Consider the following 24514-nt stretch of genomic DNA (forward strand, 5'->3'; position numbering starts at 1 on the left):
CGGTGAGCGGCCACACCCTGCATCCGTACCTGTCCCCGCCCGCGCACCCGCCGTCCGCCGGGCGCGTACGGCGGCTGCCGCCGCCCGTGCTGGCCGTCGCCGCGGTCGTCGCGCTGCTCGCCCTGCCCGTCGCGCCGGGGGGCGGGGGCGGTGCGCACCCGGCCGACGCGGTCTCCGGGCTGGCGGTGCTGTACTGCGCGCTGCGGCTGGTACGGGACCGGCGGCGCCCCCTGTCCCGTACGGCGGCCGTGGTCCTCGGCCTGCCGGTGCTCGGGCTGGCCGTCGCCGCCGCGGGCGCCGTGTCTCCGGGCGCCGGGCTCTCCGGGCTCGGACGGTACCTCCAGGTCTTCGTCCTGGTCCCCGCCGCCGTACTGCTGCTCGTCCGCGACCGGGCCGACGTGCGGCTGCTCACGTGGTCGACGGTGGGTCTGGCGGTGTGGCAGGGCGCCGTCGGCGTGCACCAGTACGTCACCGGGTCCGGCGCCTCCTACCGCGGCGAGCCGATCCGTGCCGTGGGCACCTTCGGCCCGCAGGACGTGATGGGGATGGCGACCGTCGTCTCCCTGGGGCTGGTCTGCGCGGTGGGGCTGGCGCTGGGCCGGGCTCCGGTGCGGCAGCGGCTGCTCGCCGCCGGGTGCGCGCTCGCCCTGCTGCTGCCGCTGGCCCTGTCGTTCAGCCGCGGTGCCTGGATCGCGACGGCGGTGACGTGCGCGGTGCAGCTGCTGCTCGCGGGGGTGCGCAGGGCCCTGGCGGTGGGGGCAGCGGTGGTCGCGGCGGCGGTGGTGCTGGTGGGCGGTTTCGGGGTCGGTACGGCGCTGCTCCAGGAGCGGGTCGGCAGCATCACGCAGGTCGCCGACGCCCCCGACCAGTCGGTGACCGACCGCTACACGATGTGGGCGGCGGCGGCCGGCATGTGGCGGGAGCGGCCGCTGACCGGTGTCGGGCTGAAGGGTTTTCCCGAACACCGTGACGCATACGCCTCGTTGGCGCTGTCCTCGGGCAGCGAGACCGACGGGGCCGGTGCCGGGTACCACAGGCAGCCGTTGCTGTCCCCGCACAACATGTACCTGCTGGTCCTGGCCGAGCAGGGGCTTGTCGGGCTGCTCGCGCTCGCCGGGAGCTGGCTGGCGCTGCTCGTGCTGGGGCTGCGCAGGCTCCGTGCCGTGCGGCGTGAGCGGGGGGCGGCGCCGGACTGCGCGCTCGTCGCCGTGGGGCTGCTGGTGTGGCAGCTGACCGACTTCGCCTACGCCGACATCGGCGGGCCCTCGACCGTGCTGACGGCGGTGTGCTTCGGTCTGGCGGCCTGGTGGGCGCTGGGGTCCACCGCGCAGGGGGTGCCGGGTCGGTGACGGCGACCGAGCCGCGCACGACGGGCGGGGCGGCGGGTGGTGCCTGCGATACGGCCGATACGGCCGGGGCAGGTGGTGCCGATGCTGGTGGCGGGTCAGGTCGTACGCACGATGTCGGCGCGGCAGGCGTTCCACCGACCCGGACCGCGGCACCGGACACCGCGGTCCCCCTTTCCGAGGGCCGCTCCTCGGGGCGTTTCCTGGCTCGGGCGGCGCTGCTCACCGCCGTGCTGTCGGTGGCCGGGTCGGTGCTGGGGCTGGTCCGGGACCAGGCGCTGGCCCGGCTGTTCGGGGCCGGCAGCGAGACGGACGCCTTCCTGGTGGCGTGGACGGTGCCGGAGTTCGCGGCGACGCTGCTGATCGAGGACGGGCTGGCCTTCGCCCTGGTGCCGATGTTCAGCCTGGCCCTGGCCCACCGCGCGCAGGGCGCCCTCGGCGATCCGGTCCGGGCGCTGGTCGCCTCGACCCTGCCCCGGCTGGCGCTGGCCTTCACCGCGGCCGGTGCGCTGGTCGCCGCCGCCGCTCCGGCGCTGGTCCGGGCCCTCGCACCCGGACTGCCCGACCACGCGCTGGCAGTGGACTGCACCCGGCTCACCGCCACCTGCGTCGTCAGCTTCGGACTCGCCGGGTACTGCAGTGCCGCGCTGCGCGCGCACCGGCGGTTCCTGGCACCGGCGGCGATCTACGTCGCCTACAACACCGGCATCATCACCGCGATGTTCGTGTTCGGCGGGCGCTGGGGGGTGCGTTCGGCGGCGGCCGGGGTCGCGGTGGGCGGCCTGCTGATGGTGGCGGCACAGCTTCCGTCGCTGCTGCGGCAGCTGCGGCGCCGGGAGCGCGGGCCGCGGACCGGGCACCGCGGCGGGCGGCCGACCGGCGCCGCGGACCGGGCGCACCCCCTCGCCCTCGCCCTGTTCACCACCGTCCTGCTCTTCGCGCTGTGCCGGCAGTCCCAGGTCCTCATCGAACGCTTCCTCGCCGCCGGGCTTCCCGCGGGCGCCATCTCGCACCTGAACTACGCGCAGAAGGTGGCCCAGATCCCGATGACGCTGTCACTGATGCTGTGCACGGTCACCTTCCCGGTGGTCGCCCGCGCGTTGGCCGACGGCGACACCGAACGGGCCCGCGACCGGGTCGAGCGGGACGTGACGCTGGCGGCCTGTCTGGTGCTGCTCGGTGCGGCGACGGTCGTGGCCTGTGCGCCGCGCATCGTCGAAGTGCTTTTCCAGCGCGGTGCGTTCACGGCCGCGGACACGGCGGCGACCGCGGGCGTCATGCGCGTGTACGCCCTCGGGCTGCTCGGGCAGACCGTGGTGGGCGCCCTGGCCCGCTCGTACTTCTCCGCGGGCCGCGCCTCCTGGTACCCGCCGGCCGCGATGGCCGCCGGCATCCTCGCCACCGCCGGTGCGGGCGCCTGCGCGGTCGGCCCGTGGGGCGTGACCGGCATCGCCGCCGCTAACGCCGCCGGCATCACCGTCACCGCCGCCCTGCTGCTCGCCGGGATGGGCCCGCGCAGCGTCCCGGTCCGCGTGCCGCGGATCCTGGGCGACCTGGGCCGGCTGGTACCGGCGGCGGCGCTGGCGACCGGAGCGGGAGCACTGGCCGGGGGCCGGATCGCCGCCCCCGGTGCCTCGCTGGCCGTCGGCGCGGCGACCGTCGGCGGCGTCTACGGCCTCCTCTGCCTGGCCCTGCGTGTCCGGCTCCTCGGCGCCGCGCCGCAGCGGCACCGCCGCCCCCGCCGTCTCCGCCGTCTCCGCGCCGGTCGTCCTGTCCGTCCTCCTGCCGGTCCCATGCCCGTCCCCACCGCCCCGTCACACGAAGGCACCCGCATGACCGCTTCCGGTTCCCTCTCCCCTTCCGGTTCCCTCTTCCCCTCTCGTTCCTCTCCCTCTCGTTCCTCCCCCTCTCGTTCCTCTCCCTCTCCCGCCTCCGCTTCCGCTCCCACCGCCGCTCCTGGTTCCCCTTCCGCCGCGGCGACGGCTGACACCCACCGCAGCCCCCGCAGCACCTCCCGCCGCAGCGACCGCACCGCCGTCCGCACCGCCGCCGTCCCCTGGGTGGCGATGTACCACTCCGTCGGCGACCGCTCGGACGACCCGTACCGGATCACGGTCACGCCCGACCGGCTGGACGCACAGCTGGGCTGGCTGCGGCGGCGCGGGCTGCGCGGCGTGCCGGTGGCCGAGCTGCTGGCCGCCCGTGCCCGGGGTGACGGCCGGGACCTGGTGGGGCTGACCTTCGACGACGGTTACGCCGACTTCGTCGAGCACGCGCTGCCGTGCCTGCGCCGCTGGGGCTGCGGGGCCACCCTGTTCGTCCTGCCGGGCCGCCTCGGCGGCGACAACGCGTGGGACCCGCTGGGCCCGCGCAAGCCGCTGCTGTCCGCCGACGGCATCCGGCACGCCGCCGCCGAGGGCGTCGAGATCGGCTCGCACGGTCTCACCCACGTCGACCTCACCAGGGCCGACGAGGCCGAACTCACCGCGGAGACCGCCGGGAGCAGGGCACTGCTCGCGGAGCTGACCGGCGCTCCCGTCACCGGCTTCTGCTACCCGTACGGCACGGTCGACGCCCGCGCCGCCGACGCCGTGCGCGCCGCCGGTTACTCGTACGCCTGCGCGATCGACCCCGGCCCGCTGACCGGCGCGTACGCCCTGCCGCGCGTGCACGTGGGGCAGAGCGACACCTCCGTACGGCTGCTGCTCAAGACCCGGCTGCACCGGCTGCGCCGCCGGCCTGCGACGGGAGTGTGAGGTGACCGGCGTGAAGGCACTGCACATCATCACCGGCCTCGGCGTCGGCGGGGCCGAGCAGCAGTTGCGGCTGCTGCTGCGGCACCTCCCGGTCGACTGCGACGTCGTGACGCTCACCAACCCCGGCCCCGTCGCCGACGGACTGCTGGCCGACGGCGTCGACGTCGTCCACCTCGGCATGACCGGCAACCGCGACCTGGCCGCCCTGCCCCGCCTGGCCCGCCTCATCCGCGGCGGCCGCTACGACCTGGTGCACACCCATCTCTACCGCGCCTGCCTCTACGGCCGCATCGCCGCCCGGCTGGCCGGCGTACGCGCGGTCGTCGCCACCGAACACTCCCTCGGCGACTCCCAGATGGAGGGCCGTCCGCTCACCCCGGGCATCCGCGCCCTGTACCTGGCCGGGGAGCGGCTGGGCAGCGCCACGGTCGCCGTCTCCCCCACCGTCGCCGACCGGCTGAAGCGCTGGGGCGTGCCCGCGCCGCGCATCGAGGTCGTCCCCAACGGCATCGACCTGCCGCGGTTCCGCTTCGACCCGGTCCGCCGGCTGCGCACCCGCCGCCGCCTCGGACTGCCCGAGGGCGCCTACGTCGTGGGCGGCATCGGCCGACTGGCCCCGGGCAAACGGTTCGACGTCCTGGTCCGCGCCCTGGCCCTGCTCCCGGCCGACTGCTGGCTGCTGCTGGTGGGCGGCGGGCCCGAGGAGCACGTGCTGCGCCGCACCGCCCGCGAGGCCGGGGTCGCCGACCGCGTCCTGCTCACCGGCGAGCGGCCGTGCCTCGCCGACGGCTCCCCCGGGCCCGACCTGCCGTCGCTCACCGCCGCGATGGACGTCCTCGCCTCGCCGTCGCCGGAGGAGGCCTTCGGGCTGGCCGCGGTGGAGGGCCTCGCGTCCGGGCTGCCGGTGCTGTACTCGTCCTGCCCGGCGATCGAGGACCTGCCCCGGCAGGAGGCGCCGGCGGCCCGGCGCGTCACCGGCGGCGCCGAGGAGTTCGCCCGCGCCCTCGCCGGGGTCCGCGCGTCCGCCGGTCCGGGACCCGGTCCGCGCACGGTGCCGGCGGCCGCCCGCCACTACTGCGTCACGCGCAGCGCCGCCCGGCTGCTGGACGTGTACGCGACCGCCCTCACGCACCCGATGCCCCCGGCCCCCAGCCCGCCCCCATCCACATCCACATCCACATCCCCGACCCCGTCCCCGTCCGCGGCATCCCAGGGAGTCAGTTCCGCATGACCGAGCCCCTCACCCAGTCACCGGCCGAGCCCGCCGCAGACCACGAACCCGAACCGCCCGCCCACCCGCACCGCACCGGGGCGGCCGCACTGCGCGGTGTCCCGCGCCGGGTCCTGCGCCGGGTCAGGCGCCGTCTCCGTACGCTGCCGCCCTGGTCGCCGCTGGTGGCCGGGGTACTCGCGGGCGGGCTGCTCGGCGCCGGCTACGGTCTGGCCACCACCCCGCAGTACAGCGCGACGAGTTACGTCGTCGCCGTCCCCACCGACAAGTCCGACCCGGCGGCCGCGCTGGGCTTCGCGCAGGCCTACGGCCGGGTCGCCACGCAGCTCGCGGTGCTGGGGGACGCGCAGATGTGGGCGCACGTGCCGGTGGCGACGCTGGAGGAGAGTGTGCGCACGGCGACCTCGCCGGACGCGCCGATGGTCTCGGTGACGGCCACCTCCGCCGACCCGGAGCAGGCCGCCGACATGGCCAACGCGGTCGCCCGCGCCCTGACCGGACACGCGGACGCCGCCGCCGACGACACCCACGTGGAGCTGCGGCAGTTCGCGCGGGCCACCGAACCCACCGCGGCGTCCTCGGCGTCCACCGCCGTGACGGGACTGGTGGGCGCGAGCGCGGGCGGGCTCCTCGGCGGACTCGCCCTGCTGGTCCGGCCGCGCGGCGCCGCCCGGGAACGGGAACGGGACCGCACCCCTGCGTCCGTCCCCGGGCCCGCGTCGGCGGCCGACGTGCGCACCCAGCTGTGACGTACCCGAGGCAGCCGCACCGCGGGACGCTCACGCCCCCGCCCGGACGTACGGCCGAACTGGTCACCGAGGAGGGCGACTTCGCCGCGCTGGCCCCGCAGTGGGGGCGGCTGTACGCCAGGTGTGCCGCCGCGACGCCGTTCCAGAGCCACGCCTGGCTGCATTCGTGGTGGCGTTCGTACGGCCGGCCAGGCCGGCTGCGGCTGGTGCTGGTCCGCGAGGGCGGTGAACTGGTCGGCGCGGCCCCGCTGACGCTCGTACGGCGTCCGGTTCCGGCGCTGGTGCCGCTGGGCGGCGCGATCTCGGACTACGGGGACGTGCTGCTGGACGACGAACGCGGTCCGGACGCGGCGGCGGCGCTCGCCGCAGCTCTCGCGGCGGCGGCCCGTACCGCACTCGTCGACCTGCGCGAGGTGCGTCCCGGCGCCGCCGCCGAACGGGTCTACGACCGCTGGCGCGGGCCCCGGCGCGCGGTGCCCGACTCGCTCTGCCTGGAACTGCCCGCCCTCCCCTTCGACGAACTGACCGCCCGGCTGCCCTCGGCCAAGGCCCGGCAGCGGGTCCGCGCCCAGTTGCGCCGGCTGGACAAGCTCGGCGTCAAGAGCCGGACGGTGCTGCCCGGCGAGGTGGACGCGGCGCTCGCCCGGCTCCTTGAGCTGCACCGGCTGCAGTGGCAGGGGCGGAAGGTGACCGGCGAGCACCTGCGGCCCCGGTTCCGCGAGCACCTGGTGCGGGCGGTGGGGCCGATGGTGCGGGCCGGGGACGCGGTGGTGACCGAGTTCCGGATGGACGACGAGGTGGTGGCCGTGGACGTGACGCTGCTGTCGCCCCGGCTGGCCGGCGGCTACCTGTACGGCGCACACCCCCGCCTGCGGGAGTGCCGGGCGGACGTGGCGGTGATGCTGCTGGAGGCGTGCGCCGGGCACGCCCGGCAGCGGCCGGGGCGGGAGACGCTGAGCCTGCTGCGGGGCGACGAGCCGTACAAGCACCGCTGGCGCCCCGAGCCGGTGGCGAACCGGCGCCTGCTGCTGGCCCGTCGCCGCACGGCCCCGCTGCTGGCGGCGGCCCTCGGTGACGCCGCCGCCCGGCGGCACGGCAAGGAGCTGCTGCGCCGACGGGCGGAACGGAAGGAGCGCGCCGGTGGCGGTGGCACCTGACAGGCACCGCCACCGCCCCGCCGCCCCTCCCGGGCCGCCGCCCGCCGGGCCGCTTTCCGGGCCGCTTTCCGGGCCGCTTTCCGGGCTACTTGTGGCGCGAGTACCAGTCGAGCCGCATGCACAGCTTCCCGCCGAGCCAGTACTCGACCCAGTCGCCCAACTGCAGCGGCGAGCAGTCGTCCGGGCGCTCGGGCGTGGTGGACGGGACGGGCGGCACGGGCGGCGCGGTGGGCGTGGCCGGCGCGGTGGGCTCCGGCGTCTGCGGGTCGGTGGGTTCGGCGGCGGGCTCGTCGGTGCGGCCGAAGAGCACGGACCGGTAGACGGCGGTGGAACGGGGGTTGTCGTCGCACTGGAAGACGCCGTGCGGGCAGTAGTCGGTGACCGTGTTGTAGACGGGCTCGTGCTCGTCCATCCAGGCGAGCATGCGCCGCATGTAGGCGGCGTTGTCGCCGTTGCGGAACAGCCCCCACTCCGGGTACGAGACGGGCTTGCCGTGCGCCTTGGCGAAGTCCACGTGCGCCTGGAGCCCGTACGGCTCCTTCACCTGCTCGTCGAACGGCATCCCGCGCGGCTGGTCGTAGGAGTCCATGCCGATGATGTCGACGGTCGCGTCCCCCGGGTAGCACTGCGTCCAGGGCACGGCGTCCCGGCCGCGGCTCGGCGCGAAGTCGAACCTGAACTTCTGGCCGGGCACGGAGCGCATCGTGGTGACGATGCGGTTCCAGTACGTCTTCCAAGCCTGCGGGTCGGGCCCGCAACGGTGGGTGTACGTGGTGCCGTTCATCTCCCAGCCGAGCACCAGGACCGTGTCCGGCACCTTCAGCTCGACCAGGCGTTCGGCGAGGGCGCGGTAGTGGTGGTCGAAGCGTCCGGCGGCGCCCTGGCGCAGCAGTGCGCGCACCTCGTCGTCGCCGACGTGCTCCTCGTTGCGCTCCATCATGGGCACGTTGAGGACGAGCATCCGGTCGTCCTTGCGGGTCCGCCAGTCGGCCCACACGTCGAGGAAGCCCGGAGCGCCCTCGATGTTGCTCCAGCGGTCGCCGGGCAGGTACGTGTGGCCGACGCGCAGTTCGGCGCCGCCGAGCCAGTGGCTCAGCTCGGCCATGCGGGCGACACCGCGCGCGCCGTAGTCCAGGTAGGCGCCGAACGCGGGAGGCACGGCGGGTTTCCCGGCCGACGCCTCGGGTGCCGCCGCCGGGGCGGGTGCGGGCGGAGCGGGCGCGGGAGGGGCCGGTTCACCGGCGGCGACCGCCGGGGCCGCCGCCACCAGTGCGGCCGCCGCGACCGCCGCCACGGCGCAGGCCGGCCGGCTGGACCGGACCCGTGACTTCCGTACGGCCATAACGGCCCCTTTCTCGCCATCGACTCGGAATACTCCGAAGACTCCGAAGACCGCGAAGACTCCGAAGGCCGCGAAGACTGCGCATGCCTCGAAGGACCGCATACTCCGCATTCGCCGTACTCCGCATTCGTCTCCGCTACTGACACCCAGTCACATGAGATGCCATCACGCCACCGCCGTTACGGCTTCCGGGTGCGCCACTCGTCCGCACCGGTGAACCGAACCGAATACGAAGGACGTTTCACGTGTCGCTGTTCGACACCCGTGTCCCCACCGTGCTGCTGCGGACCGACCGGAATCCCTTTCACCACGGAACGCTGGGCGCCGTGCGCTCGCTCGGCCGCGCCGGGGTGGAGGTGCACGTCGTCGCCGACTGCGCCGGGAGTCCGATCGCCGCCTCCCGTTACGCGAGGCGGCTGCACACTCCCCCGCCGCCCGGCGCGTCGCCCGCCGAGATCGCGTCGGTCCTGCGCCGCGTCGCCGCGGGGATCGCGCGTCCCGCCGTACTGGTTCCGATGGACGACGCGTGCGCGGTGGCGGTGGGCTGGGCGCGGGACGAGCTGGCGCCCCTGTACCTGCTGCCTGGCCTGCCCGCCGGGCTGGCGGAGCGGGTGGCCGACAAGGCCGAGCTGGCCGGTGTGTGCGCCGCGCTGGACGTGCCGCACCCCGAGACGCTGGTTCCGGACGGGCCGGCCGAGGCTACGCGGGCGGCGTGGCGGCTGGGGCTGCCGGTGGTGGCGAAGTGGAGCCGGCCCTGGCTGGTGCCGCCGGGCGGCGGGCTGCGCAGCACGGTGCTGGTGCGTTCGGCACGGGAGGCCGGGGAGCTGTGCCGGCGCGCCGAGGAGGCGGGCAGCAGGCTGCTGCTCCAGGCGTTCCTGCCGCCGGGCCCGGACCGGGACTGGTTCTTCCACGGGTACGCCGACCGCTCGGGCACGGTCCGTGCGGGCGGACCCGGCCGGAAGATCCGGTCCTGGCCGCGGAGGGCCGGTCTGACCGCGGTGGGCCGCTGGACGCCGAACCCGGGGGTGCAGGCGCTCGCCGAACGGGTCTGCGCGGAGCTGGGCTACCGGGGCGTCCTCGACCTGGACTTCCGTCGCTGCGGCACGACGGGGCGCTACCACCTGCTCGACTTCAACCCGCGGCCCGGCGCCCAGTTCCGGCTCTTCACCGACTCCGCCGGGCTGGACGTCGTACGCGCCATGCACCTGGACCTGACGCACCGGCCGCTCCAGCAGGGGGCGCCGCGGCCGGGACGGGTGTTCGTGGCGGAGAACTACGCGCCGCTGAGCGCCCTGCGTCCGGCGCCCGGCGGCCGGGAACTGGCCTGGAACGCCCCGGACGACCGGGCGCCGGGCCGGGCGCTGTGGACCCTGTGGGGCCGCCACGCCGCCGTCCGGCTGCGCGACCGGCTGCGCCGGGCGAACAGCCGTGCGGACCAAGCAAACCAACGTGCGGACCGAGCGGACCGAGCGGACCAACGTGCTGACCGAGCGGACCGAGCGGACCAACGTGCTGACCGAGCGGACCGAGCGGGCACCGGCGTCCCGGCCCGCCCCCGTGTCGTACGCCAGGCGCACGCCCCGGCCGACGACCACGCCGACCGCGACCACGACAGCGAACGCGACCGCGACCGCGACCGCGACAGCGACCGCAGTCACCGCACCGGCTCTCCCGGTGACGAGCGGGCGGGCAGCCACTGACACGGGCACACGCGACGCCCCCGGCGGCCCGAGCGGGCGACCGGGGGCGTGGGCGGCCGGGGGTCAGAGACCGGCGGCGGCGCGGCCCCTGCGGTAGAGGATCGCGCCACCCGCGATCAGCACGGCGCCGGCGGCCCCGGCGCCCAGGGCACCCGCGCTGCCGGTCTCGGCCAGGACGGGCGGCTGCTCCGTCTGCGGGGCGGGCGGGGTGTGCTCCTCCTCCGCGGGCGGCGGGGGCTCCTCCGCGGCGGGCGGAGGCGGCTGCTCCTCCTCGGCCGGCGGCGGCTGCTCCTCCTCACCGGGCGGCTCTTCCTCGCCGTAGCCGGGCGGCTCTTCCTCGCCGTAGCCGGGGGGCTCCTCCTCGCCGTAGCCCGGGGGTTCCTCGGCGGTGTTCTCGCACTTGTTGCCGAAGACGGGGTTCAGGGCGGCGATCACGTCGATCGTGTTGCCGCAGAGGTTGACCGGCACGTCGACCGGGACCTGCGCGTTGTTGCCGGAGCCGACACCGGGCGAACCCTCGGTGCCGCCCTCCGCGTGGGCGCCGCCGCCGGAGGACGAGGAGCCGGAGGAGGACTGGGCGTCCTCGCCGTACCCGCCGCCGTGTCCGCCGGTCTCCTGGTCCGAGCTGTTCTCGCACTCGTTGCCGAAGGCCGGGTTGAGCACACCGACGACGTCGATGCTGTTGCCGCACGCGTTCACCGGGACGTGGACCGGTACCTGGAGGGCGTTGCCGGACACGGCGCCCGGCGAGTTCGTGGCCGCCCCGTCCGCCTGTGAGTCGGCAAGGGCGGGGCTGCCGCACAGGGAAAGGATGCCCGTCGCGGCGGCAGCCGCGACCATCCCCCTGCTCAGAGTCTGTCGCACTCTCGTTGTCTTCCTGCTGGTAGAGGTGGGAGAAAGATCTGGAGGCCGGGCTGCAGAGAGGGGAAAAGCCGGCCTCGAACCAAACGAGTTGGCCAAGGCCGGCCGTGACGCAGCCGGTCGGTGCGGAACTACGTCAGTCGTTCACGCACGCGTTGCCGAACGCGGGGTTCAGCAGACCAACGACGTTGATGCTGTTGCCGCAGACGTTGGCGCCAACGTTCACCGGAACCTGGACGACGTTGCCGGACAGGACGCCCGGGGAGCCCACGGCGGCGCCCTCGGCACCGGCGTCGGCGAAGGCCGGGGCGGCCATGCCAAGGGCCATGATCGCGCCCGCGACGACAGCAGCGCTCTTCTTCATGAGATTTCCCTTCTCTGCGGTCATGCCTGAATGACGGCCGAAACCGCGCGAGCACAGCATTGACGGCTCGCACCATGACCTGCAGCCTGCAAACGAGGAATTGACGGCCGGAGAAACTCCCGAACGTGAGACACCCCGACATTCACTCGGATGCCTCACTACTCGGTCCGGCCGTTCCCCCAGGAGAGCGACGACGTCCATCCGCCTCCCGGTGAAACCCCGGCCGGTCGACAGCCTGCCGACGGCCGGTTCACGACCGGTTCACGGCCGGGCGGCCCGCGAGGAGGTCAGCGGGCCGCCCGTGCCCGACGGGACCGCTCAGCGGCCCTCGCCGTTCGCCGACAGAACCGACAGGTCCTCCAGGACGTGCGACAGGGCGCCGTCCCGCTTGGCCTGCGTGGAGTTGTCCGCGCACTGCTGGTTCAGGTCGTCCGACAGGACGTTGATGTCCTGGACCGGGACGAGGTTGATGACCGCGGCGTTGACGTCCTCGACACCGAGGCACGGCTTGTTCAGCGTGCCCTCGACCAGCGACAGCTGCGGGCTCATGTCGCCCTTGGTCGCCGAGTTGCCGAACGCCGACTCGGCGCCGTTGCCGTTGGCCACGGCCGGTCCGGCGTCGTCCCCGATGGCCAGGGCCTGGGGGGCGGCGGCAGCCGACATGCCGATCACAGAAGCGGCAGCCGCCGCGGCGACCATTGCCTTCTTGAGCACTTCGCGTTCCTTTCGTCGTAGCGACGCACTGTCCTACGGCCTCATCAACCCGATGAGCCATGATTGGTTGCGGGCGTTCACCCGGTTGGACCAGCGATCGGGAAAAGAGTGCGGAAAGCCGTCGGAATCACATGCACACCCGTGCGTAAAAACTGATTTACCCCATGGGCGCAACGCGGCCCCGCACACATTTCCCGTTGTCCGCCGAGAGAGTGAACGGGAGAAACCCGAACGGACTCTCGGAGTTGACCAGAGCACTCCGGTGGACGGGGTTTCCTCAGAAAGGACTGGCAAGTGATCAAGAAGGTAGCCGCCTACGCGGCGATCGCCGCCTCCGTCATGGGCGCCTCCGCTGCCGCGGCCCCCCAGGCGATGGCCATCGGGGACGACAGCGGGCCCAACGCCGCCAACGGCAACGGTGCCTCGCAGTACTTCGGCAACTCGATGACCACGGGCAACATGAGCCCGCAGATGGCGCTCATCCAGGGCTCGTTCAACAAGCCCTGCATCGCGGTCAGCGACATCCCGGTCAGCGTTGTCGGACTGGTCCCGATCCAGGACATCCCGATCCTGTCGGACGACCTGAACCAGCAGTGCGCCGAGAACTCCACGCAGACCAAGCGCGACGGTGCGCTGGCCCACCTGCTGGAGGACGTCTCGATCCTCTCCGCCAACGGCGAGGGCGGCGGCAAGGGCTGACACCGCCCGAGGGGCGGGCCGCCGAGCACATCGGCGGCCCGCCCCTTCCGCGTGTCCGCGCCCGGGTCAGCGCCCGGTTCAGCGTCCGGGTGTCGCGTAGAGCGCCTCGATCTCGTCGGCGTACGCCGTCACCGCCGCGTGGCGCCGCACCTTCAGTGACGGGGACAGCAGTCCGTTCTCCTCGGTGAACTCGCCCTCCACCAGCCGGAAGGCGCGGATCGACTCGGCCCGGGAGACGGCCGCGTTGGCGTGGTCCACGGCCTTCTGGACGTCGGCGAGCATCCTGTCGTCCTGCACCAGCGCGGACATCGGGGTGTCGGCGGGCAGTCCCCGCACCGCGAGCCAGTGGGCGACGGCATCCGGGTCGAGGGTGATCAGGGCGGCGACGTAGGGCCGGTTGTCGCCGACGACGAGGCACTGGGCGACCGGCGGCCGGCTGCGCAGGCGGTCCTCCAGGACGGCCGGGGAGACGTTCTTGCCGCCGGAGGTGACCAGGAGGTCCTTCTTGCGCCCGGTGATGGTGAGATAGCCGTCGGCGTCGAGGGAGCCGAGGTCGCCGGTGGCGAACCAGCCGTCGGCGAGGACGGCGTCGGTGGCCTCCGGGTCACCCCGGTAGGCGCCGAAGACGATGCCGCCGTTGACGAGCACCTCGCCGTCCTCCGCGATGCGCACGGCGGTGCCGGGGACCGGCGGGCCGACGGTGCCGGGGCGGGGGCCGAGCGGCGGGACGAGGGTGGCGGCGGCGGTGGTCTCGGTCAGGCCGTAGCCCTCGTAGACCATGATTCCGGCGGCGTAGAAGAAGAGGTTGAGGTCGCTGCCGAGTGGGGAGCCGCCGCTGATGGCGTACCGCATCCGGCCGCCCAGTTCCTTCCGGACCCGGCGGTACACCAGCAGGTCGTACAGGGCCCAGCCCGCCCACAGGCCGAGGGAGGGGCCCTTGCCGCGGCCGAGGAAGCGTTCCAGGTGCGCGGCGCCGAAGCGGACGGCGAGACGGTGGGCGCGCTCGAAGGAGGCGCCGCGGCCGATCTTCTCGGCGGTCGCGCGGCCGGTGTCGTGGATCTTCTCGAACAGGTACGGGACGCCGACCAGGAAGGTCGGGCGGAACTCCTTGAGCGCCGGCCGCAGTTCGTCGGGCCTGATGCTCGGGAAGTGCCCGATCTCGATGCGGGCCAGCAGGCAGGAGATCTGGATGGTGCGGCCCAGGATGTGGGCGAGGGGGAGGAAGAGGAGGGTCGAGGCGGTCTGGCCGGTGACCTCCTTGAAGATCGGGTGCAGCAGTTCGACCGTGTTGGCGGCCTCGGCGTGCAGGTTGGCGTGGGTGAGGACGCAGCCCTTGGGGCGTCCGGTGGTGCCGGAGGTGTAGCAGACGGTGGCGACGGCGTCCGGGGTGAGGGCGGTGCGCCGCTTGGTGACCTCCTCGTCGCTCACGCCGAGGCCGAGGCCGGTGAGGTCGTCGAGGGCTCCGGCGTCGAGTTCCCACACACGGGGCGCCTCCGGGTGCCCCTCGGTGCCGGACCGGACGGTGGCGCTGTTGGCGGCGGTCTCGGTGACGACGTGCCGGGCGCCCGAGTCGCGGACGATCCACTCGACCTGGCCGGCGGAGGAGGTGGCGTAGACGGGGACGGTCTGGCCGCCGGCCGCCCAGATCGCGAAGTCCAGGACCGTCCACTCGTAGCGGGTACGGGACATCACGGCGACCCGGCCGCCGGGTTCGAGGCCGGCGGCGATCAGTCCCTTGGCCACGGCGGTGACCTCGCGGGCGAACTCCGCGGCGGTGACGGGCCGCCAGGCTCCGCCCGCCTGGCGGCGCAGGACCACCGCGTCGGGGGCCTCGGCCGCGTTGGTGAACGGGATGTCGGCAGTGCTGCCCGCGGTGGGACGGGACGCGAGGGGAGCGGTGCGGGCCTCGCGGACGGTTCCGTGCGCGTCCCTGACGGTCTCGGTCGTCGTGCGGGAGACCAGGTCACCGCGCCCTCTCGCCCGTTTCAGGTCCTTGCGTACGCCCATGACGGCTCCCGGTCGCGGTGGGACTGCTGCGCTGTCGCGTGCACTTCTGGGGACTTACTTCCGAGTAAACTTACCCGGAAGTAAGGAAACGTCAATGGGCGCGGGTGCACGGGCCAGTCCGTGCCCAGCCCGTGGACCATTCCGTGGACCAGCCCGTGGACCAGCCCGTGGGCGCTGTCCGCCGCCGTCCGCGAGGTTCCGGGTCACGTCAGCCGGTCAGCCGCTCCGCCTTCTCGATCGCCTCGGCCAGCTCGCGGACGTCCCCGTCCTCCGTGCGGTCCGCCAGCTCGTCGGCGCGCGCGGACAGTTCCGGCAGTCCCGGTGCGCCGGGCAGGGAGCCGGGATCGCCGTGTCCGTCGCCGTGTCCGTCGCCGTGGTCGCGGCCCCTGTCATGGTCCTGGTCGTGACCGCCGCCCGAGCGCAACGCGTCGGCGAAGTAGGCCGCGGCCGCCGTGACCTGCAGTCCGCGGTCCGCCTCCCAGACGGAGTCGTCGAGGGCGTCGGTCGCCACGGTGCCGGACTCCTCGTGCGGGGTGCGGCTGTCGGGGTCGAGCCAGCGGACGGTGGCCGTGGCGAGCGGGCCGCCGGCGCCGGGCCTGGTGCGGACGGCGTAGAGCGCGGTGACCGTGTGGCCGGGGCCGACCTCGCCGCCGTCGACGCGGTCGTCGCGGAAGTCCTCGTCGGCGACGCGGCGGTTGTCGTAGCCGACGAGACGGAAGTCGGCGACGGTCTCCGGGTCGAAGGCGACCTGAGCCTTGGCGTCGCGCGCGGTCAGCTCGATGTGGCTCGGGAGCTGCTCGCAGAAGACCTCGCGGGCGTCCTCGGGGGTCGACACGTACGAGGTGTGGCCGTCGCCCTTGTCGGCGAGGCGTTCCATCAGCGCGTCGCCGTAGTCGCTGCCGACGCCGACTCCGAAGAGGGTGATGCCGTGCTCGCGGCGCTCGGTGGAGACGCGTTCGAGGATGGTGTCGGCGTCGGTGTCACCGGTGTTGGCGAGAGCGTCGGAGACCAGGACGACACGGTTGGTGGCGCCCGTGCGGCGGCCCTCGACGGCGGTCTCGTAGCCGGTCTCCACGCCCGCGCCGAGGTTGGTGGAGTCGGTGGGCTCCAGGCTGTCGATCGCGTCGTGGACCCGGCCGCGGTGGTCGCCGAGCCGGGTCATGGGCAGGACGGTCTCGGCCTCCCCGCTGAAGGTGACGATCGCCACGGAGTCGTCGTCGCGCAGCCGGTCGGTCATGGTGCCGAGGGAGTCCCGGGCGAGGTCCAGGCGGCCGGGTTCGTCCATCGAGCCGGAGACGTCGACGACGAACGTCAGGGCGGCCGGCGGGCGTTCGCTCTGCCGCTCGGCCGGGCGGGTGGCCAGGCCGACGCGGAGCAGCGACCAGTTCGCGACGCCGGTGCGGGCGCCGTCCACGGTCACGGTGAAGCCGTCGCCGTCGGGACGGTCGTAGTCCTGGCGGAAGCTGTTGACGAACTCCTCGGGCCGGACCGTCGACGGGTCGGGCAGCCGGCCCTCGGAGAGGGTGCGGCGGGCGTAGCCGTAGGAGGCGGTGTCCACGTCCAGGGCGAAGGTGGAGAGGAGGTCGGGGTCGGGGGCGTCGGGGGCCACCTCCCGCGAGTCGCCGTTCCGGTCCGCCCCGCCGGTCGCCGGGCCGCCCTCTCCGCGCGGGCGGTCGGGCGCCGGTGCCGGCGCGTGGCCGCCGCCCCGGCTGTCGGCGGTGGCCGCCCGCCCCTCGTCGTCCCCTCCCCCGCAGCCGGTGAGCAGCAGGCCGCCCGCCGCCGCGAGGGCGAGCAGTGCACCGGCCGGCCCCCGCGCCCGGTACCGCCGTGTCCTCTTCTCTGTCCTCGTCGTCACTGCCATCGTCACTGCCCCCTGCTGGTGTTGACGCCGACGTACGTGACTGTGACGGCGCAGCGGGGCGGAACGTGCGGGACGGGGCGTTACGGGTGCGTCTCGAAGTGGGTACGGCGGGGTGCCGGCGGGACCGGTGGGTGATCCTCCGGTGATCCGGTCGACACCGACGGCGCCGGAGGTGGCACCTGGTCAGGACACCACGTCCTTGCGGGCGAAGTTGCGGAAGGCCAGGGCGAAGAGGACGAGGGCGTACGTCACCGACAGCGACGTGCCCTGTATCAGACGGGTCCAGTCCAGGTCGGGGCGGACGGTGTCCAGCCAGGCGTACTGCCAGTGCGCGGGCAGGAAGTCGCGCCAGTCGCCGAGGGCGGTCACCTCGTCCAGGACGTTGCCGATGATGGTCAGGCCGACGGCGCCGCCGACCGCGCCGAGCGGCGCGTCCGTCTTGGTGGAGAGCCAGAACGCCAGTGCTGCGGTGACCAGTTGCGAGACGAAGACGTACGCCACCGTGATCGCCAGGCGTTCGGCCGCGGTGCCGGTGGGCAGGCTGCCGCCGGTGGGCAGCTCCAGCGGCCCCCAGCCGTAGGCGACGGTGCCGACGGCGAGGGCGACCAGCGGCAGCAGCACGATCGCGGCGAGGCTCAGCAGCAGGGCGACGACCAGCTTGGACCACAGCAGCCGGGCCCGCGGCACCGGCGCGGCGAGCAGGTAGCGCAGCGAGGACCAGCCGGCCTCCGAGGCGACCGTGTCCCCGAAGAACAGGGCGACGGGCACGACGAGGAGGAAGCCGGCGGAGGCGAAGAGGTTGACCGCGGCGAAGTTGGCGCCCGACGCGGTGGCCGAGTCCATGAGGCTGACCTGGTTGCTGGCGCCGCCGGGCTCACCGCCGATGCGGAAGGCGACGAGCAGCACGAACGGCAGGGCGAACAGGACGCCGCCCATGACCAGGGTCCGCCGCCGCTTCAGCTGCCGGATCAGCTCGACCCGCACGGGCAGCGTGCGCCCCGCGCGGTAGCCGTCGGCGACCTCCCGGGGACCGGCGGACCCGTCGCGGCCGGCGGACCCGGTGGCCCCGGCGGACTCAGTGGCCCCGGTGGCCTCCGCGCCCTCGGCAGGCGGCGTGCTGGTACTGCTGCTGCTCATGCCGAGTCTCCGATCAGGGTCAGGAAGGCGTCCTCGAGGCGCCGGTGGGGGCCCACCGACTCCACGGGCACGTCCAGGCGGACGAGTTCGGGGATCAGGTCCCGCGCGGTGCCGTCGCCGCCGAGGCGGACCAGCAGGCCTCCTTCGGTGGCGGCCGCCGAGGACACGCCGGGCAGCGCGGCGACCTTCTCGACGAGCGGGGCGTCCACGCGCGCGGAGGTGCCCACCAGCAGGGTGTCGCCGGAGCCGACGATCTCGCCGACCGGTCCGGCCTGTACGAGCTGCCCGTGGTCCATCACGACCAGGTGGGTGCAGCTCTGCTCGACCTCGGACAGCAGGTGGCTGGAGACGATCACCGTGCGCCCTGCCGCCGCGTAGCGGATCATCACCTCGCGCATCTCACGGATCTGGGGCGGGTCCAGGCCGTTGGTCGGTTCGTCCAGGATCAGCAGGTCGGGCAGGCCCAGCATGGCCTGGGCGATGGCGAGACGCTGACGCATCCCCTGGGAGTAGGTGCGCACCGCGCGGGCGAGCGCGTCGCCGAGCCCGGCGATCTCCAGCGCCTCGTCCAGGTGGGCGTCCTCGGGCGGGCGGCCGGTGGCCCGCCAGTACAGCTCCAGGTTCTCCCGGCCGGACAGGTGCGGCAGGAAGCCCGCTCCCTCGACGAAGGCGCCGACGCGGGACAGCACGGGGGCGCCGGGGGCGATGGCGTGGCCGAAGACGCGGATGTCGCCGCCGTCCGGGGCGATCAGCCCCATCAGCATGCGCAGGGTCGTCGTCTTGCCCGCGCCGTTGGGTCCGAGCAGGCCGAGGACCTGGCCCTGCTCCACGCGGAAGGACAGGTCCCGCACGGCGTACCGGTCGGAGGACTTGGCGTACCGCTTGGTCAGACCGGTGATCTGGAGGGGCACGCCGGCCAGCGCCGGGTCGGGGGGCGGGGCCGAGGTGCGGCGGCGGGCGGTCAGCAGCAGGGCCGCCGCCAGCGCCGCGCCCGCGAGCGGTGCCCACCAGACCCAGGCGGGCAGTCCGGCCGTCGCCCCGGTGTCGCCGAGCGCCGTCGGCACCGACAGGCCGCCGCCCTTGAGGGAGACGGTGTACGTGGCGGGCGCGGCCGGCGACGCGTATCCGAGGTCGGTGGAGGCGATGACCAGGCGCAGCCGGTGGCCGCGGTCCACCTCGTGGTCGACGGCGGGCAGGGTGATGCGTACGTCCCGGCCCGCCCTGGCGTCCGTCACCCGGATCGGCGCGACCAGCTGGGAGGGGAGCACCTGTTGGCTGCCGCCGGGCCCGACGTCGTACACCTTGGCGAACAGGACGGCGTCGTCGCTGCTGGACCTGACGTGGACGGTGGCGGTCGGCGTGCCGGTGATCCGCAGCTCCTCGCGCACGGGCGCCGACTCGAAGGCGGCGTACTGGCCGGGGAAGTCCAGGGAGACGCCGAGGCCGAGCGAGGAGAGCTGGGAGAGTCCGCCGGCGCCGCCGATGCCGGGCAGCGCGGAGACCGCGGGCGGGGCGGCGCCGGCCGGGTTGTCGAGGCTCTGCTCGCGGCCGCGCAGGGCAATGGTGTGCGGGTCGCCGCGCAGGCCGGGGTAGGAGTCGCCGCTGACGCCCTCCAGGCGGGGCTCGCCGTCGCCGCTGCCGGTGCCGAGGGTGCGGCTGACGCGGAATCCGGGGCCGGTGCCGGCCGACTCGTCGCCCTTGAGATACCGGTCGAACCAGGCCTCGGTGCGGTCGGCGACGCGGTCCGTCTCCAGGTCGCCGCCGTCGTGGCCGCCCGCGACCCAGTCGACGGCGACCGGAGCGCCGTTGCCGCGGATCGCTTCGGCGGCCAGGTCGGCCTGGCCGAGCGGGAAGAGGGAGTCCGTCTGGCCCTGCGTCAGCAGGGTGGGCACGTCGATGTGGTCGCCGACGGCCTGCGGGCTGCGCGCGTCGAGCAGTTCGGTGGCCTCGGCGTCGGGTTTCCCCGACTCGGCGACCCGCTCGTACATCCGGCACAGCTCGTCCTCGAAGCGGTCGCAGCCGCCGCCCATGTTGACGAAGATGCCGGCCCACAGCTTCTTGAACACGCCGTTCGGGAAGAGGGCGTCCGACAGGTTCCAGTAGGTCAGGGCCGGGGCGATGGCGTCCACCCGGCGGTCGTGCCCGGCGGCGAGGAGCGAGATCGCCCCGCCGTAGGACCCCCCGGCCACGCCCACGCGCGGGTCGCCCTTCCCGTCGAGCCGGACCTCGGGCCGCTCGGCCAGCCAGTCGATCAGCCGGGACACGTCGGCGACCTCGCCGTCCGGCGCGTTCAGCCCGATCTTTCCCGTGGACTTCCCGAAGCCGCGTGCCGACCAGGTGAGCACCGCGTACCCGTCCCGGGCGAGGTCCTCGGCCTGCTCCCGCAGGTCGGCCTTGCTGCCGCCGAAGCCGTGCGCGAGCAGCACGGCGGGGCGGCGGCCGTCGGAACCGGCCGTGAAGTACGAGGTGTCCAGGCGCACTCCGCCGCCCACGGCCACGGTGCGGTCGGCGCGGTGCACCGGGGGCGGGTCGTCACCGGCGACGGCCGTCCATGTCCCGGCCCCGGCGAGCACGACGACGGCTGCCGCGGCGGCGATCACCCGCCGCGGTCCCCGCAGCAGCGTCCGCGGCGCCCGCAGCAGCCCCCGCACGCGGGGCAGTCGAAGATCCATGCGTCAACGGTACGGGCAGCCACCGACAACGGAGGCAGACCCGGGGCTGAACCGCCGCCCCTCCCACGGATGTACGGGGACGGCCCGGCGTACCGCAGGCGCGGTAGACGGGGCGGGCCGTGGCGCAGGCCGTGCCGGGCGGCGTCCTCGGCGACGCAGTTACCTGCGTCCATGCAGGTACTTACGTCCATGCAGGTACCTGCGTCGGTACGGAGGACGCCGCCGGCGGCTCAGTGGTTGCGCGGGAAGCCGAGGTCGACACCGGCGGGGGCGTCGGCCGGGTCCGGCCAGCGGGTGGTGACGACCTTGCCGCGGGTGTAGAAGTGCGTGCCGTCGTTGCCGTAGATGTGGTGGTCCCCGAAGAGCGAGTCCTTCCAGCCACCGAAGGAGTGGTAGCCCACGGGAACCGGGATCGGGACGTTCACGCCGACCATGCCGGCCTCGATCTCCAGCTGGAAGCGGCGGGCCGCGCCGCCGTCCCGGGTGAAGATCGCGGTGCCGTTGCCGAACGGCGAGGCGTTGATGAGGGCCACGCCCTCCTCGTACGTCTCCGCGCGGAGCACGCACAGCACCGGGCCGAAGATCTCGTCCTGGTAGGCCTTCGCGGTGGTCGGCACCCGGTCGAGCAGGGAGATGCCGATCCAGTGGCCGTCCTCGTGGCCGTCGACCGTGTAGCCGGTGCCGTCCAGGACGACCTCGCAGCCCTCGGCCGCCGCGCCCTCGACGTAGGAGGCGACCTTGTCACGGTGCGCCTTGGTGATCAGCGGACCCATCTCGGACGCCGGGTCGGTGCCGGGCCCGATCTTGATCTTCTCGGCGCGCTCCCGGATCTTCTCGACCAGGGCGTCGCCGACGGCGCCGACCGCGACGACCGCGGAGATCGCCATGCAGCGCTCGCCCGCGGAGCCGTAGGCCGCGCTCACCGCCGCGTCGGCCGCGGCGTCGAGGTCGGCGTCCGGGAGGACCAGCATGTGGTTCTTGGCGCCGCCCAGGGCCTGTACGCGCTTGCCGTTGGCGGAGGCGGTGGTGTGGATGTAGCGGGCGATGGGGGTCGAGCCGACGAAGGAGACGGCCTTGACGTCCGGGTGTTCGAGCAGGCGGTCCACGGCCACCTTGTCGCCGTGCACGACGTTGAAGACGCCGTCGGGCAGGCCGGCCTCGGCGAGCAGTTCACCGAGCTTCACGGCGGCCGACGGGTCCTTCTCGCTCGGCTTGAGCACGAAGGTGTTGCCGCAGGCGATGGCGATCGGGAACATCCACAGCGGCACCATCGCCGGGAAGTTGAACGGCGTGATGCCGGCGACCACACCGAGCGGCTGCCGGATCGAGGAGACGTCGACGCGGGTGGCGACCTGCGTCGACAGCTCGCCCTTGAGCTGCACGCTGATGCCGCAGGCCAGGTCGACGATCTCCAGGCCGCGCGCGACCTCGCCGAGCGCGTCGGAGTGCACCTTGCCGTGCTCGGCGGTGATCAGCTCGGCGATCTCGTCGCGGTGCGCGTCCAGCAGCGCCCGGAACTTGAACAGGATCGAGGTGCGCTGCGCGAGCGAGGACTGACCCCACGTCACGTAGGCCTCCCTGGCGGCGGCGACCGCGGCGTCCACCTCGTCGACCGAGGCGAAGGCGACCTTGGTGGTGACCGCGCCGGTCGCCGGATCGGTCACCTGCCCGTACGTACCCGTGGCGCCCTCGGCGGTCTTGCCGCCGATCCAGTGGTTGACGATGTGCGTCATGACCGAGAACTCCTTCGCAGATGGCGGCGACGGGTCGAGACGTGCCGTGTGTGCTGCTGTGCGCGCTGTGCACGGGCCGTGACCGGTGACGGTCGCCTCCCGGTCCCGGCCCTGACTCCATCCCAGCAGCCGTGCGCGTCGGGCGCGCCCGACACTGTGTCTGCGGTTCCGGGGTCCGCGTAGACACGTGGGGCAGTGTGCGCGGCACAGCATCCCCGGCGGCCGCGGACACCCGAGAGTCCCCGGCGCCCCCGACAGCCCCGGAGGCACCAGCACTCACTGCGACCGCGGGGGAACCTCCGGCGCGGGGCCGGTGCGAGCGGGGAGTCGACGCCCGTGCCTCGCTCCTGCCAGGGCGGGGCGGCCGGCCCGCGCCGGAGGCGTTCGGTGGGGGAACCCGCGGCGGCGCGGGCGGACTCCGGTCCCCCGGCGATCAGGCCGTGCGCCATCGCGTTCCCTTCGTGCCCGCCGTACGTCACCCCGGTTTCTAGCCCCGTGCGTGCGGCCTGTCAATGCTTTGTCCGGACATTCGGACGACTTGCCCCAAGAGGGTGGTCCGGAGCACCGCGCCGGTGTACGCCGGGTGCACCGCGGGCGTACGGGAGTGCACGGCTCCGCGCTGCCGGGCCGCGGAGAAGCCGGCCCCGGCGCACGCCGTTTGTGGCGGCCGTGTCACAGAATCGACCTTCAGGTCACACTTGTCACACGCGGACGGGGTTTTCGTCACATCCGGGAACGGGCCCTGACCGTCCGCCGCTTCACGTCGTTCACCCGGCACAGGCTGATGATCGCCAGCGCAGTGCCCGGCTCCCCCCGCGGCCGTCCCCGGTCGCCGCCGCGGCGCGCGCAGGGAGGTGCAACCAGTGACCGACCGAAGGCTCTGGTCCTACAAGGACATCGCGGCCCACATCCGGGTGCAGCCGGACACCGTGCGGTCGTACCGCAAGCACGGGCTGCTGCCGCCACCCGACCACGTGGAGCGCGGGAAGCCCTACTGGTACGCGGACACGATCCGCGCGTGGGTGGCGTCCCGCCCCCGCAATCGGAACAGATGAGCATATGCAGTGATGAACAGACAGACCGGAACAATGAACCGCTGAACGACAACCCCGGCGCCCGACCCTGCCGGGCCCCGGAAACGCGTTCTGTGCCCCACGCGCGCGTGGGGCACAGTGCCGTCCATGAACCCCTCCGGCCCTTCCGGCCCCTGCACCCCCTCCGCCCCTTCCGACTTCTCCGTGAAACCCGTCCTCACCGGTGAGAAGACCGTTCTGCGGCCCTTCACGACCGGGGACGCCGACGCGATGTGGGAGATCATCAACGATCCCGAGGTCGTCCGTTTCACCTTCGAGCCGACCACGGAACTCACCCCGGAGCGGCTCCGCTCCTGGTACGGCGTGCGCACCGCCGCCCCCGACCGCCTCGACCTCGCCGTCACCGACCGCGCCACCGGCGAACTCGTCGGCGAGGTCGTCCTGTACGACTGGGACCCCGCGGCCCGCAGCTGCACCTTCCGCACTCTCGTCGGCCCACGGGGCCGCGGCCGGGGACTCGGCAGCGAGGCGACCCGGCTCATCGTCGGCCACGCCTTCGAACGGGTGGGCCTGCACCGCGTCGAGCTGGAGGTCTACGCCGACAACCCGCGCGCGCGGCGGGTGTACGAGAAGGCCGGCTTCGTGGTGGAGGGCGTACGGCGGGAGGCGGCACTGCGGAACGGCGCGTGGGTGGACGACGTGCTCATGGCGGTTCTCGACCACGAGTGGGCCGGGCACGCGCGCGACGCAGGAGACGGATGGGGTCCACTTCATACCCCCTAGGGGTACAGTGGACGGTACGTGGTCCCCACCGGATCACGGGTACCCGCCCCTGCGCACCACCCGACGAGGAGCAACGAACATGACCGCCCAGACCGACACCCAGGGTTCCGTCACCACCGTCTACAAGGTGAGCGGCATGAGCTGCGGACACTGCGAGGGCGCCGTCTCCGGCGAGATCTCCGAGATCGCGGGCGTCGGCTCGGTACAGGCCGTGGCCGCCACCGGCGAGGTCACCGTCGTCTCCGAGGCCCCCCTCGACGACGCGGCCGTACGGGCCGCCGTGGACGAGGCGGGCTTCGAGCTGGTCGGCAGGGCCTGAGTTCGACACGCCGCACGCCGTACGCCACAGGCCCCACGCCGTACGCCAC

The 24514-nt window shown here is 74.1% G+C and carries 19 protein-coding genes and 1 pseudogene; 11 read left to right on the plus strand and 9 right to left on the minus strand.

Annotated elements, in window-relative coordinates; translation table 11 throughout:
* Positions 1-29: 29 nt before the first annotated feature.
* The 6 genes and pseudogenes from HZS56_RS08435 (at position 30) to HZS56_RS08455 (ending at position 7239) form a co-directional block, all read left to right on the plus strand.
* The gene (locus HZS56_RS08435; RefSeq protein ID WP_216720111.1) at positions 30-1349 is read left to right on the plus strand and encodes an O-antigen ligase family protein; all 1320 of its coding nucleotides are present in this window, start codon (positions 30-32) and stop codon (positions 1347-1349) included.
* Positions 1346-3115, plus strand: a pseudogene (murJ, locus tag HZS56_RS38070) (murein biosynthesis integral membrane protein MurJ); the annotation flags it as partial. The gene HZS56_RS08435 and the pseudogene murJ, both read left to right, overlap by 4 nt.
* A 297-nt stretch (positions 3116-3412) precedes the next feature.
* Positions 3413-4102, plus strand: coding sequence for a polysaccharide deacetylase family protein (locus HZS56_RS38075; protein WP_253913944.1), 690 nt, complete (start codon positions 3413-3415; stop codon positions 4100-4102).
* Positions 4103-4112: 10 nt separating this feature from the next.
* A complete protein-coding gene (locus tag HZS56_RS08445; protein ID WP_216720072.1) occupies positions 4113-5333 on the plus strand; it encodes a glycosyltransferase in 1221 nt (406 codons plus the stop codon).
* Positions 5330-6082 (plus strand): YveK family protein, encoded by a 753-nt coding sequence (locus tag HZS56_RS08450; RefSeq protein ID WP_253913931.1) that lies wholly within the window; start codon positions 5330-5332, stop codon positions 6080-6082. The genes HZS56_RS08445 and HZS56_RS08450 overlap by 4 nt, the downstream gene beginning before the upstream one ends.
* Entirely contained in the window at positions 6079-7239 is a 1161-nt protein-coding gene (locus tag HZS56_RS08455) for a GNAT family N-acetyltransferase (RefSeq protein ID WP_216720073.1), read from the plus strand. The genes HZS56_RS08450 and HZS56_RS08455 overlap by 4 nt, the downstream gene beginning before the upstream one ends.
* A gap of 85 nt (positions 7240-7324) precedes the next feature.
* On the opposite strand, the gene HZS56_RS08460 is transcribed toward HZS56_RS08455, so the two are convergent.
* Positions 7325-8581 (minus strand): glycoside hydrolase family 26 protein, encoded by a 1257-nt coding sequence (locus tag HZS56_RS08460; RefSeq protein ID WP_216720074.1) that lies wholly within the window; start codon positions 8579-8581, stop codon positions 7325-7327.
* A 245-nt stretch (positions 8582-8826) separates the two neighbouring features.
* On the opposite strand from HZS56_RS08460, the gene HZS56_RS08465 reads away from it, so the two are divergent.
* Positions 8827-10281, plus strand: coding sequence for an ATP-grasp domain-containing protein (locus HZS56_RS08465; protein ID WP_308408026.1), 1455 nt, complete (start codon positions 8827-8829; stop codon positions 10279-10281).
* A 63-nt stretch (positions 10282-10344) separates the two neighbouring features.
* Here HZS56_RS08465 and HZS56_RS08470 read toward each other — a convergent pair whose 3' ends face one another.
* The 3 genes from HZS56_RS08470 to rdlA form a co-directional block, all read right to left on the minus strand.
* Positions 10345-11145 (minus strand): chaplin, encoded by an 801-nt coding sequence (locus tag HZS56_RS08470; RefSeq protein ID WP_308408027.1) that lies wholly within the window; start codon positions 11143-11145, stop codon positions 10345-10347.
* A 133-nt stretch (positions 11146-11278) separates the two neighbouring features.
* Positions 11279-11506, minus strand: a complete 228-nt coding sequence (gene chpD / locus HZS56_RS08475) for a chaplin ChpD (protein ID WP_301542995.1) — start codon at positions 11504-11506, stop codon at positions 11279-11281.
* 318 nt (positions 11507-11824) lie between these two features.
* Positions 11825-12220 (minus strand): rodlin RdlA, encoded by a 396-nt coding sequence (gene rdlA / locus HZS56_RS08480; protein ID WP_216720076.1) that lies wholly within the window; start codon positions 12218-12220, stop codon positions 11825-11827.
* 294 nt (positions 12221-12514) lie between these two features.
* Between rdlA and rdlB the strand changes: the two genes are divergently transcribed.
* Entirely contained in the window at positions 12515-12919 is a 405-nt protein-coding gene (rdlB, locus tag HZS56_RS08485) for a rodlin RdlB (protein ID WP_216720077.1), read from the plus strand.
* Between the two features lie 78 nt (positions 12920-12997).
* Here the strand turns inward: rdlB and HZS56_RS08490 are convergent, their stop codons facing one another.
* The 5 genes from HZS56_RS08490 to mmsA all read right to left on the minus strand — a co-directional run bounded on the left by HZS56_RS08490 (position 12998) and on the right by mmsA (position 22329).
* The gene (locus tag HZS56_RS08490; protein WP_216720078.1) at positions 12998-14926 is read right to left on the minus strand and encodes an AMP-dependent synthetase/ligase; all 1929 of its coding nucleotides are present in this window, start codon (positions 14924-14926) and stop codon (positions 12998-13000) included.
* Between the two features lie 208 nt (positions 14927-15134).
* Entirely contained in the window at positions 15135-16787 is a 1653-nt protein-coding gene (locus HZS56_RS08495; RefSeq protein ID WP_216720079.1) for a vWA domain-containing protein, read from the minus strand.
* A 183-nt stretch (positions 16788-16970) separates the two neighbouring features.
* Positions 16971-17924, minus strand: a complete 954-nt coding sequence (locus HZS56_RS08500) for an ABC transporter permease (RefSeq protein WP_253913932.1) — start codon at positions 17922-17924, stop codon at positions 16971-16973.
* Positions 17921-20596 carry an alpha/beta fold hydrolase gene (locus tag HZS56_RS08505; RefSeq protein WP_216720080.1) on the minus strand — a complete coding sequence of 892 codons (2676 nt, stop codon included), beginning with the start codon at positions 20594-20596 and terminating at the stop codon, positions 17921-17923. Before HZS56_RS08505 ends, HZS56_RS08500 begins: the two co-directional genes overlap by 4 nt.
* A 230-nt stretch (positions 20597-20826) precedes the next feature.
* The gene (mmsA, locus tag HZS56_RS08510; RefSeq protein WP_216720081.1) at positions 20827-22329 is read right to left on the minus strand and encodes a CoA-acylating methylmalonate-semialdehyde dehydrogenase; all 1503 of its coding nucleotides are present in this window, start codon (positions 22327-22329) and stop codon (positions 20827-20829) included.
* An 863-nt stretch (positions 22330-23192) separates the two neighbouring features.
* Here mmsA and HZS56_RS08515 point away from each other — a divergent pair.
* The 3 genes from HZS56_RS08515 to HZS56_RS08525 all read left to right on the plus strand — a co-directional run bounded on the left by HZS56_RS08515 (position 23193) and on the right by HZS56_RS08525 (position 24465).
* Positions 23193-23384: a helix-turn-helix transcriptional regulator gene (locus tag HZS56_RS08515; RefSeq protein ID WP_216720082.1), complete on the plus strand. Its 192-nt coding sequence runs from the start codon at positions 23193-23195 to the stop codon at positions 23382-23384.
* Positions 23385-23510: 126 nt separating this feature from the next.
* The gene (locus tag HZS56_RS08520; RefSeq protein ID WP_216720083.1) at positions 23511-24146 is read left to right on the plus strand and encodes a GNAT family N-acetyltransferase; all 636 of its coding nucleotides are present in this window, start codon (positions 23511-23513) and stop codon (positions 24144-24146) included.
* A 79-nt stretch (positions 24147-24225) separates the two neighbouring features.
* Complete coding sequence (locus tag HZS56_RS08525) at positions 24226-24465, plus strand: heavy-metal-associated domain-containing protein (protein ID WP_216720084.1); 240 nt, start codon at positions 24226-24228, stop codon at positions 24463-24465.
* Positions 24466-24514: the final 49 nt, after the last annotated feature.

Origin of the sequence: Streptomyces mayonensis (genome assembly GCF_018982965.1) — a bacterium.
Lineage (GTDB): Bacteria > Actinomycetota > Actinomycetes > Streptomycetales > Streptomycetaceae > Streptomyces > Streptomyces mayonensis.

What these genes read in the sequence shown, in the direction of transcription:
- HZS56_RS08460 (WP_216720074.1), bottom strand. Translation starts at nt 8,581, where the DNA reads ATGGCCGTACGGAAGTCACGGGTCCGGTCCAGCCGGCCGGCCTGCGCC.
- HZS56_RS08520 (WP_216720083.1), top strand. Translation starts at nt 23,511, where the DNA reads ATGAACCCCTCCGGCCCTTCCGGCCCCTGCACCCCCTCCGCCCCTTCC.
- HZS56_RS08490 (WP_216720078.1), bottom strand. Translation starts at nt 14,926, where the DNA reads ATGGGCGTACGCAAGGACCTGAAACGGGCGAGAGGGCGCGGTGACCTG.
- HZS56_RS38075 (WP_253913944.1), top strand. Translation starts at nt 3,413, where the DNA reads ATGTACCACTCCGTCGGCGACCGCTCGGACGACCCGTACCGGATCACG.
- HZS56_RS08525 (WP_216720084.1), top strand. Translation starts at nt 24,226, where the DNA reads ATGACCGCCCAGACCGACACCCAGGGTTCCGTCACCACCGTCTACAAG.
- mmsA (WP_216720081.1), bottom strand. Translation starts at nt 22,329, where the DNA reads ATGACGCACATCGTCAACCACTGGATCGGCGGCAAGACCGCCGAGGGC.
- HZS56_RS08505 (WP_216720080.1), bottom strand. Translation starts at nt 20,596, where the DNA reads ATGGATCTTCGACTGCCCCGCGTGCGGGGGCTGCTGCGGGCGCCGCGG.
- HZS56_RS08450 (WP_253913931.1), top strand. Translation starts at nt 5,330, where the DNA reads ATGACCGAGCCCCTCACCCAGTCACCGGCCGAGCCCGCCGCAGACCAC.
- HZS56_RS08495 (WP_216720079.1), bottom strand. Translation starts at nt 16,787, where the DNA reads ATGGCAGTGACGACGAGGACAGAGAAGAGGACACGGCGGTACCGGGCG.
- HZS56_RS08500 (WP_253913932.1), bottom strand. Translation starts at nt 17,924, where the DNA reads ATGAGCAGCAGCAGTACCAGCACGCCGCCTGCCGAGGGCGCGGAGGCC.
- chpD (WP_301542995.1), bottom strand. Translation starts at nt 11,506, where the DNA reads ATGAAGAAGAGCGCTGCTGTCGTCGCGGGCGCGATCATGGCCCTTGGC.